The sequence below is a fragment of the Variovorax sp. GW823-FHT02B07 genome (genome assembly GCF_058797695.1).
In genome coordinates, this window is sequence record NZ_JBXAJX010000001.1 from 686,155 (window position 1) to 699,556 (window position 13,402).

General features: G+C 63.2%; 11 protein-coding genes. All 11 read right to left on the reverse strand.

Annotated elements, in window-relative coordinates; genetic code table 11:
- Positions 1–250 precede the first annotated feature (250 nt).
- Complete coding sequence (locus AC1RGU_RS03300; protein ID WP_492684915.1) at positions 251–1,234, reverse strand: Bug family tripartite tricarboxylate transporter substrate binding protein; 984 nt, start codon at positions 1,232–1,234, stop codon at positions 251–253.
- Positions 1,235–1,243: 9 nt separating this feature from the next.
- Entirely contained in the window at positions 1,244–2,851 is a 1,608-nt protein-coding gene (locus tag AC1RGU_RS03305; RefSeq protein WP_492694687.1) for a GMC family oxidoreductase, read from the reverse strand.
- Positions 2,851–4,245 (reverse strand): MmgE/PrpD family protein, encoded by a 1,395-nt coding sequence (locus tag AC1RGU_RS03310; protein WP_492684917.1) that lies wholly within the window; start codon positions 4,243–4,245, stop codon positions 2,851–2,853. Before AC1RGU_RS03310 ends, AC1RGU_RS03305 begins: the two co-directional genes overlap by 1 nt.
- Positions 4,246–4,250: 5 nt before the next feature.
- Positions 4,251–5,237: a Bug family tripartite tricarboxylate transporter substrate binding protein gene (locus AC1RGU_RS03315; RefSeq protein ID WP_492694689.1), complete on the reverse strand. Its 987-nt coding sequence runs from the start codon at positions 5,235–5,237 to the stop codon at positions 4,251–4,253.
- Between the two features lie 13 nt (positions 5,238–5,250).
- A complete protein-coding gene (locus tag AC1RGU_RS03320; protein WP_492684919.1) occupies positions 5,251–6,282 on the reverse strand; it encodes an Ldh family oxidoreductase in 1,032 nt (343 codons plus the stop codon).
- An 8-nt stretch (positions 6,283–6,290) separates the two neighbouring features.
- Positions 6,291–7,289 carry a Bug family tripartite tricarboxylate transporter substrate binding protein gene (locus AC1RGU_RS03325; protein WP_492694691.1) on the reverse strand — a complete coding sequence of 333 codons (999 nt, stop codon included), beginning with the start codon at positions 7,287–7,289 and terminating at the stop codon, positions 6,291–6,293.
- A gap of 13 nt (positions 7,290–7,302) precedes the next feature.
- Positions 7,303–8,280: a Bug family tripartite tricarboxylate transporter substrate binding protein gene (locus AC1RGU_RS03330; RefSeq protein ID WP_492684921.1), complete on the reverse strand. Its 978-nt coding sequence runs from the start codon at positions 8,278–8,280 to the stop codon at positions 7,303–7,305.
- A 3-nt stretch (positions 8,281–8,283) separates the two neighbouring features.
- Positions 8,284–9,540 (reverse strand): NAD(P)-dependent oxidoreductase, encoded by a 1,257-nt coding sequence (locus AC1RGU_RS03335; RefSeq protein WP_492694693.1) that lies wholly within the window; start codon positions 9,538–9,540, stop codon positions 8,284–8,286.
- 151 nt (positions 9,541–9,691) lie between these two features.
- Entirely contained in the window at positions 9,692–10,477 is a 786-nt protein-coding gene (locus AC1RGU_RS03340) for an enoyl-CoA hydratase/isomerase family protein (protein WP_492694695.1), read from the reverse strand.
- A 31-nt stretch (positions 10,478–10,508) separates the two neighbouring features.
- Entirely contained in the window at positions 10,509–11,240 is a 732-nt protein-coding gene (locus AC1RGU_RS03345; protein ID WP_492694697.1) for an enoyl-CoA hydratase/isomerase family protein, read from the reverse strand.
- Positions 11,241–11,249: 9 nt separating this feature from the next.
- Positions 11,250–13,385 (reverse strand): acetate--CoA ligase family protein, encoded by a 2,136-nt coding sequence (locus AC1RGU_RS03350; protein ID WP_492694699.1) that lies wholly within the window; start codon positions 13,383–13,385, stop codon positions 11,250–11,252.
- Positions 13,386–13,402: the final 17 nt, after the last annotated feature.

A 13,402-nucleotide genomic window follows, 5' to 3' on the forward strand; every position in this document is an offset into this window, starting at 1 on the left:
TATGCCTCGCAGCAGAGGAGCGGCCGGAACGGCTGCTGTACTGGATCGCATCCTTGATTCTCATCCGACCCTAACGGTCCTCGACCACGAGGCGGGCAGGTTCGGCTTCGGGTTTGAACGGTGCCGACACCTTGCATCATCTCTTCGTTGCATGAATCCGGACCCGGCGCACATGGGCCGGATGCTCGGCCGAGATAGCGCTCCTCTCTTTGGAGTGAGAGTGCAGGTCCTCTGGGCCGCATGCCTGTGATCAATCCTTCGGAAGCTGTAGGTCGCTGACCAGCTTTTCCATCTTCACCACTTCACCGGCTACGAAGTTGTGGAAGTCGCGCGAGCTCATCAGGAGCGGCTCGTCGCCGCCGCTGCGGATGCGGTCGGCCACCTCCTTTTTTGCCAGCACGCGACGCAGGGCTTCGTCGAGCTTTTGTACCGCTTCCTTCGGCGTGCCCGTCGGTGCGAAGATTCCATTCCACACCACGTAGTTGTAGCCGGGTACGCCTTGCTCGGCAACCGTTGGGAGATCGGGCGCCGCATCCATGCGCGAAGCCGTGCTGGCACCCAGCATGCGTAAGCGGCCGGCCTTGACGTGCGGCAGGGCGACGCCGTATTGCTCGAAGAGAAGGTCCACGCGACCGCCAAGGAGGTCGGCCATGGCGGCACCGTTCCCGTTGTACGGCACGTGCGTCGCCTCCTGACCGGCATCCTTGAACAGCTTCGCCACGGCCAGGTGCGTGGTTGATCCCTGCCCTGCGGAGGCGAAGTTGATCTTGCCGGGGGACGTCTTCGCTGCAGCGAGCATGTCTTGCACCCCCTTGTACGGAAGATTCGCCGGAGCGACCAGGACAAAAGGCATGCGCACCATGGACCCGATGGGGATGAAATCCTTCAGCGGATCGTAGCCAGGATCTTTCCGGATCGATGGCAGGATGGTGATCGTGGACGATACAGCGAGCAGCGTGTAGCCGTCCGGCGGCGCTGATTTCGCCGTCCGGATGCCCAGTAGGCCGCCGCCGCCCGGCTTGTTCTCGACGAAAACGCTCTGCTTGAGTTCCTCGGACAGGTGCTGAGCGACCAGGCGCGTGGTCGCATCCACCGCGCCGCCGGGCGCAGTGTTCACCAGGATGCGAATCGGTTTTGTGGGGTAGCCTTGCGCACGGACCGGGCCCACGTTCACCAGGGCTAGCGCGAATGCTGCCCCGGCCAGCCAGGTAAGTTTCTTTGTGGACGAATACATGGGAGCCTTCTAAACATGCGGTGGGAATTGCTTGAGCAGGGCTGCACCCTTTTCGCCGATCATGATCGTGGGGGCATTGGTGTTGCCCGAGGTCACGGTGGGCATGATGGAAGCGTCGATAACGCGTAGGCGGTTGATGCCGCGCACGCGCAACTGCGGGTCTACCACGGCCATCGAGTCGCAGCCCATCCGGCAGGTGCCTGACACGTGGAAGGACGTCTTGCCCGTATTGCGGATGAATTCCGTGAGTTGCTCGTCGCTGGTGACCTGCGGTCCGGGTAGCAGTTCGGCCTCGATCGAGGCGGCGATGGGTTGTATTCGCAGCAGCTCGCGAATCTGTCGGATACCCGCGAGCATGGCCTTTAGGTCAACCGGATCGTCGAGGTAGTTGGGAAGGAGTACGGGCGGCTGCAGCGGATCAGACGATGCGAGCCTCACCTCGCCGCGCGATGCCGGACGACATGCGAAAACGGCTACGCTAACCGCATCGATGTCATCCACCGTCACTTGCCCTGAAGGCGAGTAGCTGAAGCTGATCGGCCTGAAGCCCAGTTCCAGGTCCGCGTAGTCGGCCCCGGCATGGCTGCGTGTGAAGGCCGCAGCGAGCGTCGCGCCGCACGCAAGGTAGCCGTTCTTCGCCAGCAGGTAGCGAACGCCCTCGCGGTACTTGCGCCAGCCGTTCAGATGCCGGTTGTGTGAGACACCTGGGCCCGTGCGCACCTTCACGTTCACCGAGAGATGATCTTGCAGGTTTTTGCCCACGCCGGGCAGGTGCAATGCGACGGGAATGCCATGCGAGCGAAGCTGATCGCCATCGCCGATGCCGGAGTGCATCAGCAACTGCGGTGAATTGAGCGCACCTGCGCACAGCACAACCTCCCGGGCCGCATGGATGGTGCGCAACTGGCCGCCGTCCATCACTTCTACACCAGTGGCGATGCGATCAGCCAGCACGACGCGTGATACATGCGACACCGTGCGAATCACGAGGTTACCGCGCTCGCGTACCTGCTCAAGGTACGCGTCGTAGGTGGACTGCCGCCTACCGTTGTGGATCGACGCCTGCAGGATGCCGACGCCTTCTACACCCCGAACGCTGAGGTCCTCCACCAGGTGAACGCCTAGCCGTTGCGCCGCGAGGATGAACTGATCGACCACCGGTGAGCGAAGTGCAGGGTCGCTGATCCTGAGTGGCCCGCCCGCGCCCCTCACGTCGTTGCCACCGCGCTGATTGTCTTCGAGCACCTTAAAGTAGGGAAGAACTTCGTCCCATGACCAGCCGGCATTGCCAGCGCGGGCCCAGTTGTCGTAGTCCTGCCGGTTGCCGCGCGTGAACACCATGCCGTTGATCGCACTGCTGCCTCCCAGCGTTTTTCCGCGTGGCCAGAAAAGCGAGCGACCGTTCAGGCCCGGGACTGGCTCGGTGGTATAGCCCCAATTGAACGGGTTCGCGCTGAACATCTTTCCCATGCCTGCGGGGACGCGCGTCCAGAATCCGCGAGCCTGTGCGCCCGCTTCGAGCAGAAGAACGCGCACAGTGGGATCGTCGGACAGGCGTCGCGCCACGACGCAGCCGGCGGACCCCGCGCCCACGACGACGTAGTCGAACGTTTCCATCAGGCTTTCCGCAGTTCACGCATCAGTTCGCTGACTTGACGCGATTCCAATGTGCGCACGATGTCGATCGCACCTGACAAGTCCTTGACTATCCCCGAGAGGCGCGCCAGTTTCCTGAACTTTCCGATCTGCTCATCCACACTGCACGGGTCAGCGGGCGTGCCATGAGGATCGAGCGTGCTACGTGACAACGTGCGGCCGTCTTTCAAGCGCACTTCCACGCGGCTCGCAAATTGGCGTGGATATACCTGGTCGGCTATCGGGTCTACCTGTAGCTCCACGTCTTGCGCAATTCCCTGTCGCACAGCGTCGAAGATGTGGGGTGTCGCGAACTCTTCGGGGTTCATCGGGTCGCCTACTAGCGCCACAGCGACGCAATAGGGGATGCTGTACTGCGCGTCCATGGTGTCGCGCACGTCGACGTTCGCGTTGTTTTTCACTGCGAATGAACTGGTGGCGACGACGACGTTCTCCACGTCGGCTGCAGTGAAGCCGCATCCCGAGCGCATCGCGCTCAGGATCTGCACCACGCCCTGGATCCAGCCGCAGATGGGATACACCTTGACCCACACGTCGTCAACGGCCCATTTCTCGCCCCAGGCGGCGTCCAGCCGCTGCGGCTGCGCCTGATTGCCGCTGAAGGCGTCGAGCAGGCCGTAGGAGCCATCGATGGCCGCTGGCGGTGCGGTGAAGCCGCGCTGGGCGAGCAGCGTCATGCGCACGGCGGCTTCAGCGGCGCGGCCCGCGTGCATGCGCTTGACCATACCGGCAGAACCCGTCGCGAAATTCTTGACACCGCTGCCGCAGGAACACGCCAAACCTACGGCGTTCACCATCTGCTCGAGAGAAAGCTTCATCGTCACGCTGGCTGCGATCGCACCGGCCACCGGGCCCACCACGCTGGTCTTGTGAAAGCCCCGTTGCGAGGCTTCCATGCCCAGCGCCATGCTGATGCGAGCGGTCGCTTCGTAGCCGGCGACGATGCCGCGCAGCAGTTGCTCGCCCGAAGCATCGCAGGTCTGCGCCGCAGCGAGCGCGGCCGGAATGATCACCGCTCCCGGATGGATTACCGCCTCGGACAACAGGTCATCGAGCTCGAAGCCGTGGATCGCCGTGCCATTGCATAGCGCTGCCTGTGCCGGTGCAGTGGTGTGAGTCGTACCGAGAATGCTGCACGCGCCATGCGCGCCATCTGCCAGCACCTCAGTCGTCATGATGACTCCCCAGGGCTGGTGAGCCCCAAGCAGGCCGCAGCCCAGCGCGTCGAGCAAGCACCAGCGCGCTTTCTCCATGGGCGCCACGGGCGCATCGTTGCCAAGGGCATGCAACAGCTCGAGCAGACGGCGGGCGTGGCCCTGGGGTCGGTTGGGGTCGACTGCGACGGGTGCGGCCATGATTCTCAGGTGCCCGGCTTGATGTTGGCGGCCTGGACGACTTGTTTCCAGCGCTTGAAGTCGCGAGCGAGGAAGGCGGCCATTTCGACGCCATCCGAACCCACCGGCTCGGAGGCCTCGGCAAGGAAGCGTTCGCGCACGTCGGGCATCTTGACGATCTTGACGACCTCGGATGACAGCATGTCGGCAATCTCTTTGGGCATACCCGGCGGTGCAACCAGGCCGTACCAACCGCCCATGTCGTAGCCAGGTACACCCGCCTCAGCCATGGTGGGTACTTCGGGCAGCAACGGTGATCGCTTCGCGCCGGTCACCGCGATGGCTTTGAGCTTACCGGTGCGTACCTGAAGCAAGGCAGTGGGAATCGTTGGAAAAGAGATGTCCACGTGGCCTCCGATCAGATCGGTCATGGCCGGGCCCGAGCCGCGGTAGGGGACGTGGTCGAGACGAATCTGTGTCATGACCTGCAGCAGGGCTGCTGAGAGGTGTCCCGGCGACCCGTTGCCCGCTGATGCCTGAGTCAGAGGCTGCTTGCGTGTGCGAGCGAGTGCAAGCAGTTCCTTCAGGTTGTTCGCCGGCACACTCGGGCCTGCTACCAGCACGTTAGGGACCATCGCCAGCAGTGAAATCGGCGTGAAGCCTTTGACTGGATCGTAGGTGGCGCGCTCCTGCAGCAGGGGGTTCGTAGTGAGGCCTAGAGACGACATGAAGAGCGTATAGCCATCCGGCGGCGATTTCGCCGTAGCGTCGCTCGCAATCAGGCCATTGGCACCGGGGCGGTTTTCTACCACCACAGGTTGTCCCAGCGAATCGGCGAGCTTCTGGCCGATCAAGCGCGCGGCCACATCAGTGAAACCGCCCGGTGCGAACCCGACGAGGATCTTGATTGGCCTGTTCGGATAGTCGCTCCGCGCAAAGGCGCCGGGTAGGTATAGCGCTGTAGCCGCCAGAGGCAGGGACAACACAGCTCGCCGCGTGGGGTGCTTTTTCATGCGGTCGCTCCATTCAGTGTGGGCCGGCCTTTTCGCACATTTCACGCAGCCGCTCGACCACGCGCTTGTTCACCAGGATTCCCTGCTTGCGCCGGATCTCACGTTCCCGGAATCCACGCTCGGAAGGAATCCGGATTTCGGAGACGCCCGGTTGGCGCGGCAAGCCCCTGATCTTTTCGAGCAGCTCCTGAAACTCAGAGATGAATTGCTCGGCGGGCATGAGAAGCCCAGGATCGAACGCAATTAGAAGGTAGCCGAAGTCGCTGACTTCACCATTGCGCATACGTGCGCCCGCCATCAGGCCGAGGGCCTGGACGGCAAGCGACAGGCCATAGCCTTTGTGGCCGCCGAAGGGAAGGACGCCGCCTTCGAGTAGTTCACGCGCGTCGCTGGTCGGGTTGCCGTCCTTGTCCACCCCAACGACGTGTGGAAATCGCTCGCCAAGGAATGCCTTCATCAACACTTCACCCGACATGACTGAGGCCGTACCCATGTCGAAGACGAAGGGGTTGTCTTTGCCCGGCAGCGCAATCGCCATCGGGTTGGTTCCCAGTGCTTTCTGAACTGCGCCTTGAGGCACCACCGTCGGCGTGCTGCTGCCGAAGTACACGGCCGCGTAGCCTGCGCGAGCCACCTTCTCGAGGTAGTACGCATTTCGCCCTGCGAACCAGCTGTTGCGCAGCCCCACCACTGCGACGCCTGCCGTTCGAACCTTCTCGATCGCGATGTCCGTTGCCCGATTGAGCGAGAGATAGCCCACCTGGTTGCCGCCGTCGAGCAATGCGGAGACCGCCGTTTCCTTGACGACAGTGACGGGGGTCACCGGCTTCTTCAGTTCCGCGCGGTTCGCGATGACCAGAATGCGGGGCAAGCCCGCGAATTCATAGCCCCATGTGGAAGCATCCACCAGGTGCGTAGCGATGGCAGCTGCATCGTCTGGTGAAAAGCCCAGGGTGCCAAGCGCTTCTTCGCCGAGCGCACGCGCCTCGGCCACGCTCATGCGCACGGAATCGTCGTTGTCGCTGTCCAGCAGGTTTTCAGTCATGGCGTGGTTCATTCGATTTGCACTTTGGCCCTCTTGAGGACGGGTTTCCATTTCTCCAGCTCGACCGCAACGAAGCTGGAAAACTTCACCGGCTCGCCGCCGATGATTTCGTAGCCGTTCTCGATCAGCTGCTTGCGAACTTCGGGGTCCCCAAGCACCTTGTTGAAGGCTGCGTTAAGTCTTGCGATCACTTCGGGTGGTGTTCCCGTAGGTACGTGGACCCCGTTCCACGAGCTCACGTCGAAGCCCGGGACTCCTTGCTCCGCGATGGTGGGAACATCGGGAAGCACGCCGGTGCGCATCGCGGTCGTGACACCGATCGCGCGCAGTTTTCCCGCCTTGATCTGCGGCGCGAGCACGACAGGCACGCCGAACAAGGCGTCCACTTCGCCCGAGAGCACGGCGGCCAAGGCCGGGCCACCGCCCTTGTAGGGAACGTGCAGCATATTGATGCCGGTAAGCGAAGCGAATAGCTCGCCACCGAGGTGGCCAATGGACCCCTGTCCTGCAGATGCAAAAGCCATCTGCCGCTTCCTTGCAAGTGCTAGCCACTCCTGTACGTTGCGCGCCGGCGACGAAGCATTGACGACAAGGACTTGCGGCACCAGCGAGATGAAGATCACTGGAGCGAAGTCGCTCTCCTTGAAGGGCATCTTCGGATAGACGTGCGGATTGATCGAGTGGGTTGCCGAGTAGGCGAACGTCATCGTGTAGCCATCGGGTGCGGCCTTGGCACCGGCGGATGCGCCGATGTTGCCGCCAGCGCCGCCGCGGTTGTCGATCACGACCGGCTGACCCAGCACTTGGCCCAGCTTCACGTTCAGCATACGGGCGAGCATGTCGGCGCCCCCACCGGGCGGCCAGGGCACGATCCAGCGGATCGGTCGGTCGGGAAAGTTCGTCGCCTGCGCATACCCAACACCGGAATGAAACCCGAAAGCGCACAGCGTCATCGCCGCAGCCATGATGCGAGCGATGACACGTCGCCCAGTATGAAGGGACGTCATGTGCGTGCCTTTCTCATTGCTTCGGCAAACCCAATTCGGTTACGGTTGCCTGCGCCTGGGTCACTTCGCGCGAGAGAAATTGATTGAATTCATCCGGCGTGAGGTTCATCGCCTCCATACCGTCATCGCGGAAGCGGTCTTTGACGGTCTTTGTGCTGGTCGCACTGCGAAGAGCTTCGGAAAGCTTCGCTACGACGTCCTTGGGCGTGCCGGCCGGAGCGACGACGCACAGCCACGTGTAGTAGCTGTAGCCCGGCGCGCCGGACTCCGCAAAGGTGGGCACGTTCGGCAAGGCGCTGATGCGGGACGTGCTTGTGACGCCTAGCGCGCGCAACTGTCCGCCTTTAAGCTTTCCACTGCTGCTGCCGTAGGCTTCGAGAATCATGTCAACGCGACCCGCCATCACGTCGGGCATCGCCGCGCCATTACCCTTGTAGGGCACATGCATCAGCTTGATTCCGAGCTGGTGCATCCACCGCTCGGTGGCAAGGTGAACTGCCGTGCCGACGCCAGCAGACGCGTAGGTGACCTTTCCCGGGTTCGCCTTGGCGGCGGCGACGTATTCGCCCAACGTTTTGTACGGCGCGGTTGGGGCTACGACCATGAGGTAGGGCGAACGGCCCATGAGCCCTACGCCAGTGAAGTCCTTCACCAAGTCGTAACCCGGGTCCTCGCGCACCGCCATCTGCAACGCAATGGTCCCTGCGGTGGCAAGCAGCGTGTAGCCATCGGCGGGCGCGGACTTCACGGCACGGATGCCGATGAGCCCGTCGCCGCCGGCACGGTTATCCACGATGACGGGCTGCTTGAGTGCCTCGCCCATGTGCTGCGCGACCAGTCGCGTGGTGATGTCGGTCAGCCCGCCCGGGGCCGTGTTGACGACGATTCGCACGGGGCGTGTGGGGAACGCATCGGCGGCGAGCGCCGCATGAGAGGTCGCCGCCACCGAGATGAGTGCGACAAGCGCGCGCAGCAGATTGAAAGTCTTCATGGTTTAGTCTCCGAAAAATTGGATTGCGGTGCCGTGGTATGCCGACTCGGCTACGCCGCGCACGGCGCAGGAAATCGGCATAGGTGCGCCGACGCGCAGGCCCAACTCCGCGGCGGTTGCCAAGCTCGCGGTCATGAGTCCGAATTGCTCCCTCGAAACCTTGGTGCCGGCGTTCAATTGCGCGAACACCTCGCGCGACTCGTGGCTCCAGCCCGAGGTCCCGTGAAGGATGCGCGCCATGTCAGGCAGTGCAAGGCCGTGTCTAGAACCCGCGGCCACGCATTCGTAGGTAACGAGCTGTCCGAGTGCCGCCACAGCGGAATCGATCGTCAGCAGGGTGTCAGCGGCATCCTCTTCAGGCGCAGCTCCCAGGGGCGAGTCCACGAAGCGAGTTGCCGCCATAGCCTCGGTGAGGCCGACCATGTCTTCCAGTTTTGCCTGCGGACCGAGCGTGTTCAAGCCGATCTGTAGCAGGCTGCGCACGATGCCGGTAATCGGCATCGGCACGCTCTGTTCCATGCCCAGAGCAGTGGCCTGGTTCACGTCCTTGAGCATCAGCGCCAGCGCGAAGTTAGTCGATGCCTCGCCGCGTGCGATCGCTGGCAGCATCTTCTCGGTGGTCTGGTTGCATCCGCGTCCGGTGTTGAGTGTCTCGGTCATCGCGGCCAGCGACAGCCCCGCCTTCCGGCCCATTGCCACGACTTCGAGCGTACCGAGCCTGCAGGCCGCGTTCATGGCGTTGTTGACGATCTTCATGGCTTGGCCGTCGCCGACCCGCGTGCCGCAGCGATGAATTTTTTCAGTGATCGCACGCAGCACCGGCAGGGCGCGTTCGTACACGTCGTCGGGCGCGGCCGCCATGAGGGTGGTTGCACCTTGCGCGACCACGTGAGGGCTCGCAGATACAGCCGCATCCATCATCGCTACACCGAGCGTTGCGAGGCGGGCCGCCGTCTCGGCGGTCTCCTTCGGCACACCGCTGGTCTGGTCGATGACGAGTTGCCCTGGGGAGAGACCTTCGGCGAGGCCGCCGGAGCCGAAAATGAGGTCGCGCACATCGGCGCTGCGCGGCAGGCATAACAGGATGACGTCCGACTGCTTTGCGAGCTCCGCCGCTGAAGGCGCCACACGTGCGCCGGCCCGCGCGAGCGGTGCCGCCGCGCGGTTGTTGAGATCCCACACCGTCAGCTCATGGCCTGCGACGAAGCGGCGGGCGAGCTCACTGCCGAGGGCGCCCAGTCCGATATATCCGATTCTCATGGGAATCCTTGTCTCCTATTGTTGTCGCGCTTCTGGATTCAACTGGAACCAGTTCCATCTATTGAAAAAATCACGAAAGCGCAGAACCGCACTGAAATGCCGATGTTCAACTCGCGGGCGGGTTTTGGTCGCGAGCGGTGGACGCCGTCGCTCAACGACCGCTGAACACCGCCTTGCGCTTTTCCTTGAAGGCCTGGATGGCTTCCTTGTAGTCGGCCGTCGATTGCACGACCGCCATGTGCGTCGTCACCGCCTCTAGGCTCGTGCGCAAGTCTGTGCGCAGGCCCTGATACATGAGCTTCTTGATATCGCGTTGCTGTAGCGGCGGACCTTCGGCTAGGCGCTTCGCGAAGGCAAGCGTTTCAGGCATCAGTTTGTCGTCCGCAGTCACGCGGTTCACCAAGCCAATACGCAACGCCTCTTGTGCGTCGACGTGGTCGCCTGTCCAGAGCAACTCGAGCGCGCGCGCCGTTCCGACGAGCCGTGGAAGGAACCAGCAGCCGCCGTTTCCAGGGATAAGCCCCACCTTGATGTAGCCCTCGGAAAAGCGCGCGGACGCTGCGGCGAAGCGGATGTCGCACATGAGTGAGAGGTCCATGCCCGCACCGACCGCAGGACCATTGACGGCGGCGATCAAGGGCTTTTCGAACTGCTCGATGGCGAGAGCAAGTCGCTGGGTATAGGCCAACTGGTTCTTGCGTTCGAGCGGCGTCGGATCTCCCATCTCCTTCGAACGACGGCCGAGGTCGCCACCCGAACAGAAAGCGTCGCCTGCGCCAGTGAGCACGAAGCAGCGGATCGTCTCGTCGTCGTTGGCCTGCTTCAGCGCTGTCTGCAGCGCCTCAAGCATCTCTTTGCTGGTGGCATTTTTCTTGTCGGGACGATTGAGTGTCGCGACCATTACGCCGTCGTGCGTTCCGAGTTCCAGATCTGCCACGTGTGTCTCCTTGTGCGTTGCTGATTGCAGGTTACTTCGCGGTGGCTTTCGCTCGATGCCGCGCGTGCTCGGCACGTGCTTCGACCAGAGCCGCTTTCAAGCCGCGGTTGATCCAGTGCTTATTGGCCGCGAACGCCTGCGCGTCCTTTGCCGCAAGCAAATCGGCCGTGGCTTGAGCCGCGCCTTCAAGTTCGGATCGCGCAGCGACGGTGCGAACGAGCCCGCGGGTGAGTGCTTCGCCCGAGGGCATCTTGCGGCCGTTCTGGATCAGGTCCAGTGCCAGAGCGCGGCCGCCGATTACGGTGAGGATGTTGGCGCCCGAGAAGCTCGCGATGCCGATGTCGATCTCGGGCAGGCCGATGCTCGCGCTGTCTACAGCGACGCACGCATCCGCCATAAGCGCGATCATCGCGCCCGCGCCGGTGGCTGTGCCGTTCAGTGATACGACAACTGGCTTGGGGACGTCGGTGACAGCATCCTGCAAGGCTGCCAGCGCGTGCGAGCGGCGCTCGCGCTGCGCGGCAATGTCGCCGTCGGCGGGTTTCTCGCGTACATCGACGCCGGCGCAGAACACCCGTTCGCCATTGGCCGTGAGGACGATGGCGCGAATGCCCGCGTCATTTGCTGCCTGTGTGATCTGAGCCGTGAGCGTCTCGACCATCGCCACAGTCATCGCGTTCGCCTTGTCTGCGCGGTTTAGCGTAAGCACGAGGTGTGCACCACGTCGCGCGATGAGAACCAGTTCGTCTTGCGGGGCGTTCATCATGGCCCTTCAGTGCGCGGCGATGGATGCCGCGTTGCGCGGAACGATCAAGGCGTCTACCGCCACGGCGCCTTGCGGCAGCACGAAGATCGGGTTGACATCGACTTCCTGCACCACGTCGCGCGCGGCCCATGCGAATTGCGAGAGCGCCGCGAGCGACTTCGCCACAGCTGCGACGTCCAGCGCGGGGCCACCGCGAACGCCGTCAAGGATGCGGCGGCAATTCAACTCGTCCAGCATTTCGCGCGCGGTTGATTCGCCGAAGGGCGCGATGCGGCAAGACGTGTCCCGCAGGATTTCGGTGTAGATGCCACCGGCGCCCACGACAACGACTGGGCCGAAGACCTCATCGTTCACGACGCCGGCGATTAGCTCGAAGCCGCCGCGCACCATTTCCGACACCAGCACGCCTTCGATGGAGGCACCCGGTGCGCGCGCTTTCGCGTTAGCCAGCACTTCTGCGATCGCCTCTTCCAGCTCGGCGCGCGTTTGGATGCCAATCTTGACGCCGCCGATTTCTGTCTTGTGAGGTATGTCCTTCGAGACGATCTTCACCACCAGCGGCGCTTTCATGTGGTCGAAGACGGAGCCATCCACGCCTTGGACCACGACGTCCTTCGACACCGAAACACCCGCTCTGGAAAGGATGGACTTGGACTGAGTTTCCGACAGCGCTCCCTGCGTCGCGAGCTGCTCCAGCGTGCTGATCAATTCGAACGAAGCGACGTCGATGGCGGGATCGGCTGCGCTCAGCTTTGCACGCGCCTGCCGAAAGTCCGCCAGTACGCCCAGGGCGCGTGCAGCACGCGAGGGGGAGGGCAGGACCGGGATGCCGGCTTGCGCAAAATGCGCCATTGCCTCGCCAACTTCACTGGCCGGTGCCGACGAGAAGACGACGATCGGCTTGTCGGTTTCCTTCGCCACACGACCAAGCACTTCGGCTGCGGCGAGGCTACCGGCTTTGCCGGTCGTCGCGAGATTCACGCACAGTGAATCGGCGTCTGGGTCTGCGAGGACGGCGCGCACGGCTTCGGCGAGCTTCTCCTGGTTGGCAGCCGAGAAGTAGCCGGCGGTAAGGTCGATCGGGTTGTGCACGGCGCCGATGTTCGGCACGACCTTGGCCAGGCGTTCCTGCGTAGGCGGCGCCAGGTCGCACATGGTCACGCCGACACGCTCGCCCGCGTCGGCGAAGACGATGGCGGAGCCGCCCGATACTCCCATCACTGCCGCGCCACGACCTGCCGGGTACTTGCCGGGCACCAGGGCCTTGAGGTAGTCCACCGTTTCGTGCAGTTCCTGGATCTCGATGATGCCGGTCTGCTTGAACAGTGCTTTGTAGAAATCGTAGGTCCCGGTCATGCTGGCCGTATGCGATGCAGCTGCACGCGCGCCCTGTTCGGTCACGCCGCCTTTCCAGAGCAGTACGGGTTTGCCCGCGATGAGGGCGCGACGCCCGACTTCCAACAGCTTGCGCCCGTCGCGCGAGCCTTCGATATACGCGACGATGCAACCAGTGGCTTCATCGTCGATCAGCGCGTCAATGAGTTCGACGGTGTCCACATCCGTTTCATTGCCGGTCGCAATGACGTGGCGGAAACCGATGCCCGCTTCGGCGCAGGCGAGGGCAATGGAATAGCCGAAACCGCCGCTTTGCGTGACCAGTGAGACTGAGCCCTTCTGCAGTTTGGGGGCGCGCGTGATGCTGCCAAATGCAGCGTAGACGTTGGAGTGGATGTTGGCGAAGCCCAGGCAGTTCGGGCCCACGATGCGGATGCCCGCTGCACGCGCTATTTCCATCATTCGGTGTTCGCGCTCGATGCCTTCAGGACCGCTTTCGCGGAAGCCACCGCTTAGCACCACCACGTAAGGCACCTTCTTCGCAGCGCACTGTTCCAACACGGGTAGGACGCCCTGCGCGGGAACACCGATGACGACCAGATCAACCGTATCGGGAATGTCAGCCACCGCGGCATAGCACTTGAGCCCTTCGAACACGGGGTACTTCGGGTTTACGGGGTAGATGGTGCCGGCGTAACCGTTATTGATGAGGGCGCGCACGGCCTGTGAACCGGGGCGGACGGCGTCGTCCGACACGCCAACGACGGCGATGGAACGAGGCTCGAAGAGGTGCTGGAAGTTTTTCATGGGAAAGCAGAAAGGGG

What these genes read in the sequence shown, in the direction of transcription:
- AC1RGU_RS03300 (WP_492684915.1), bottom strand. Translation starts at nt 1,234, where the DNA reads ATGTATTCGTCCACAAAGAAACTTACCTGGCTGGCCGGGGCAGCATTC.
- AC1RGU_RS03315 (WP_492694689.1), bottom strand. Translation starts at nt 5,237, where the DNA reads ATGAAAAAGCACCCCACGCGGCGAGCTGTGTTGTCCCTGCCTCTGGCG.
- AC1RGU_RS03350 (WP_492694699.1), bottom strand. Translation starts at nt 13,385, where the DNA reads ATGAAAAACTTCCAGCACCTCTTCGAGCCTCGTTCCATCGCCGTCGTT.
- AC1RGU_RS03320 (WP_492684919.1), bottom strand. Translation starts at nt 6,282, where the DNA reads ATGACTGAAAACCTGCTGGACAGCGACAACGACGATTCCGTGCGCATG.
- AC1RGU_RS03325 (WP_492694691.1), bottom strand. Translation starts at nt 7,289, where the DNA reads ATGACGTCCCTTCATACTGGGCGACGTGTCATCGCTCGCATCATGGCT.
- AC1RGU_RS03305 (WP_492694687.1), bottom strand. Translation starts at nt 2,851, where the DNA reads ATGGAAACGTTCGACTACGTCGTCGTGGGCGCGGGGTCCGCCGGCTGC.
- AC1RGU_RS03310 (WP_492684917.1), bottom strand. Translation starts at nt 4,245, where the DNA reads ATGGCCGCACCCGTCGCAGTCGACCCCAACCGACCCCAGGGCCACGCC.
- AC1RGU_RS03335 (WP_492694693.1), bottom strand. Translation starts at nt 9,540, where the DNA reads ATGAGAATCGGATATATCGGACTGGGCGCCCTCGGCAGTGAGCTCGCC.
- AC1RGU_RS03330 (WP_492684921.1), bottom strand. Translation starts at nt 8,280, where the DNA reads ATGAAGACTTTCAATCTGCTGCGCGCGCTTGTCGCACTCATCTCGGTG.
- AC1RGU_RS03345 (WP_492694697.1), bottom strand. Translation starts at nt 11,240, where the DNA reads ATGAACGCCCCGCAAGACGAACTGGTTCTCATCGCGCGACGTGGTGCA.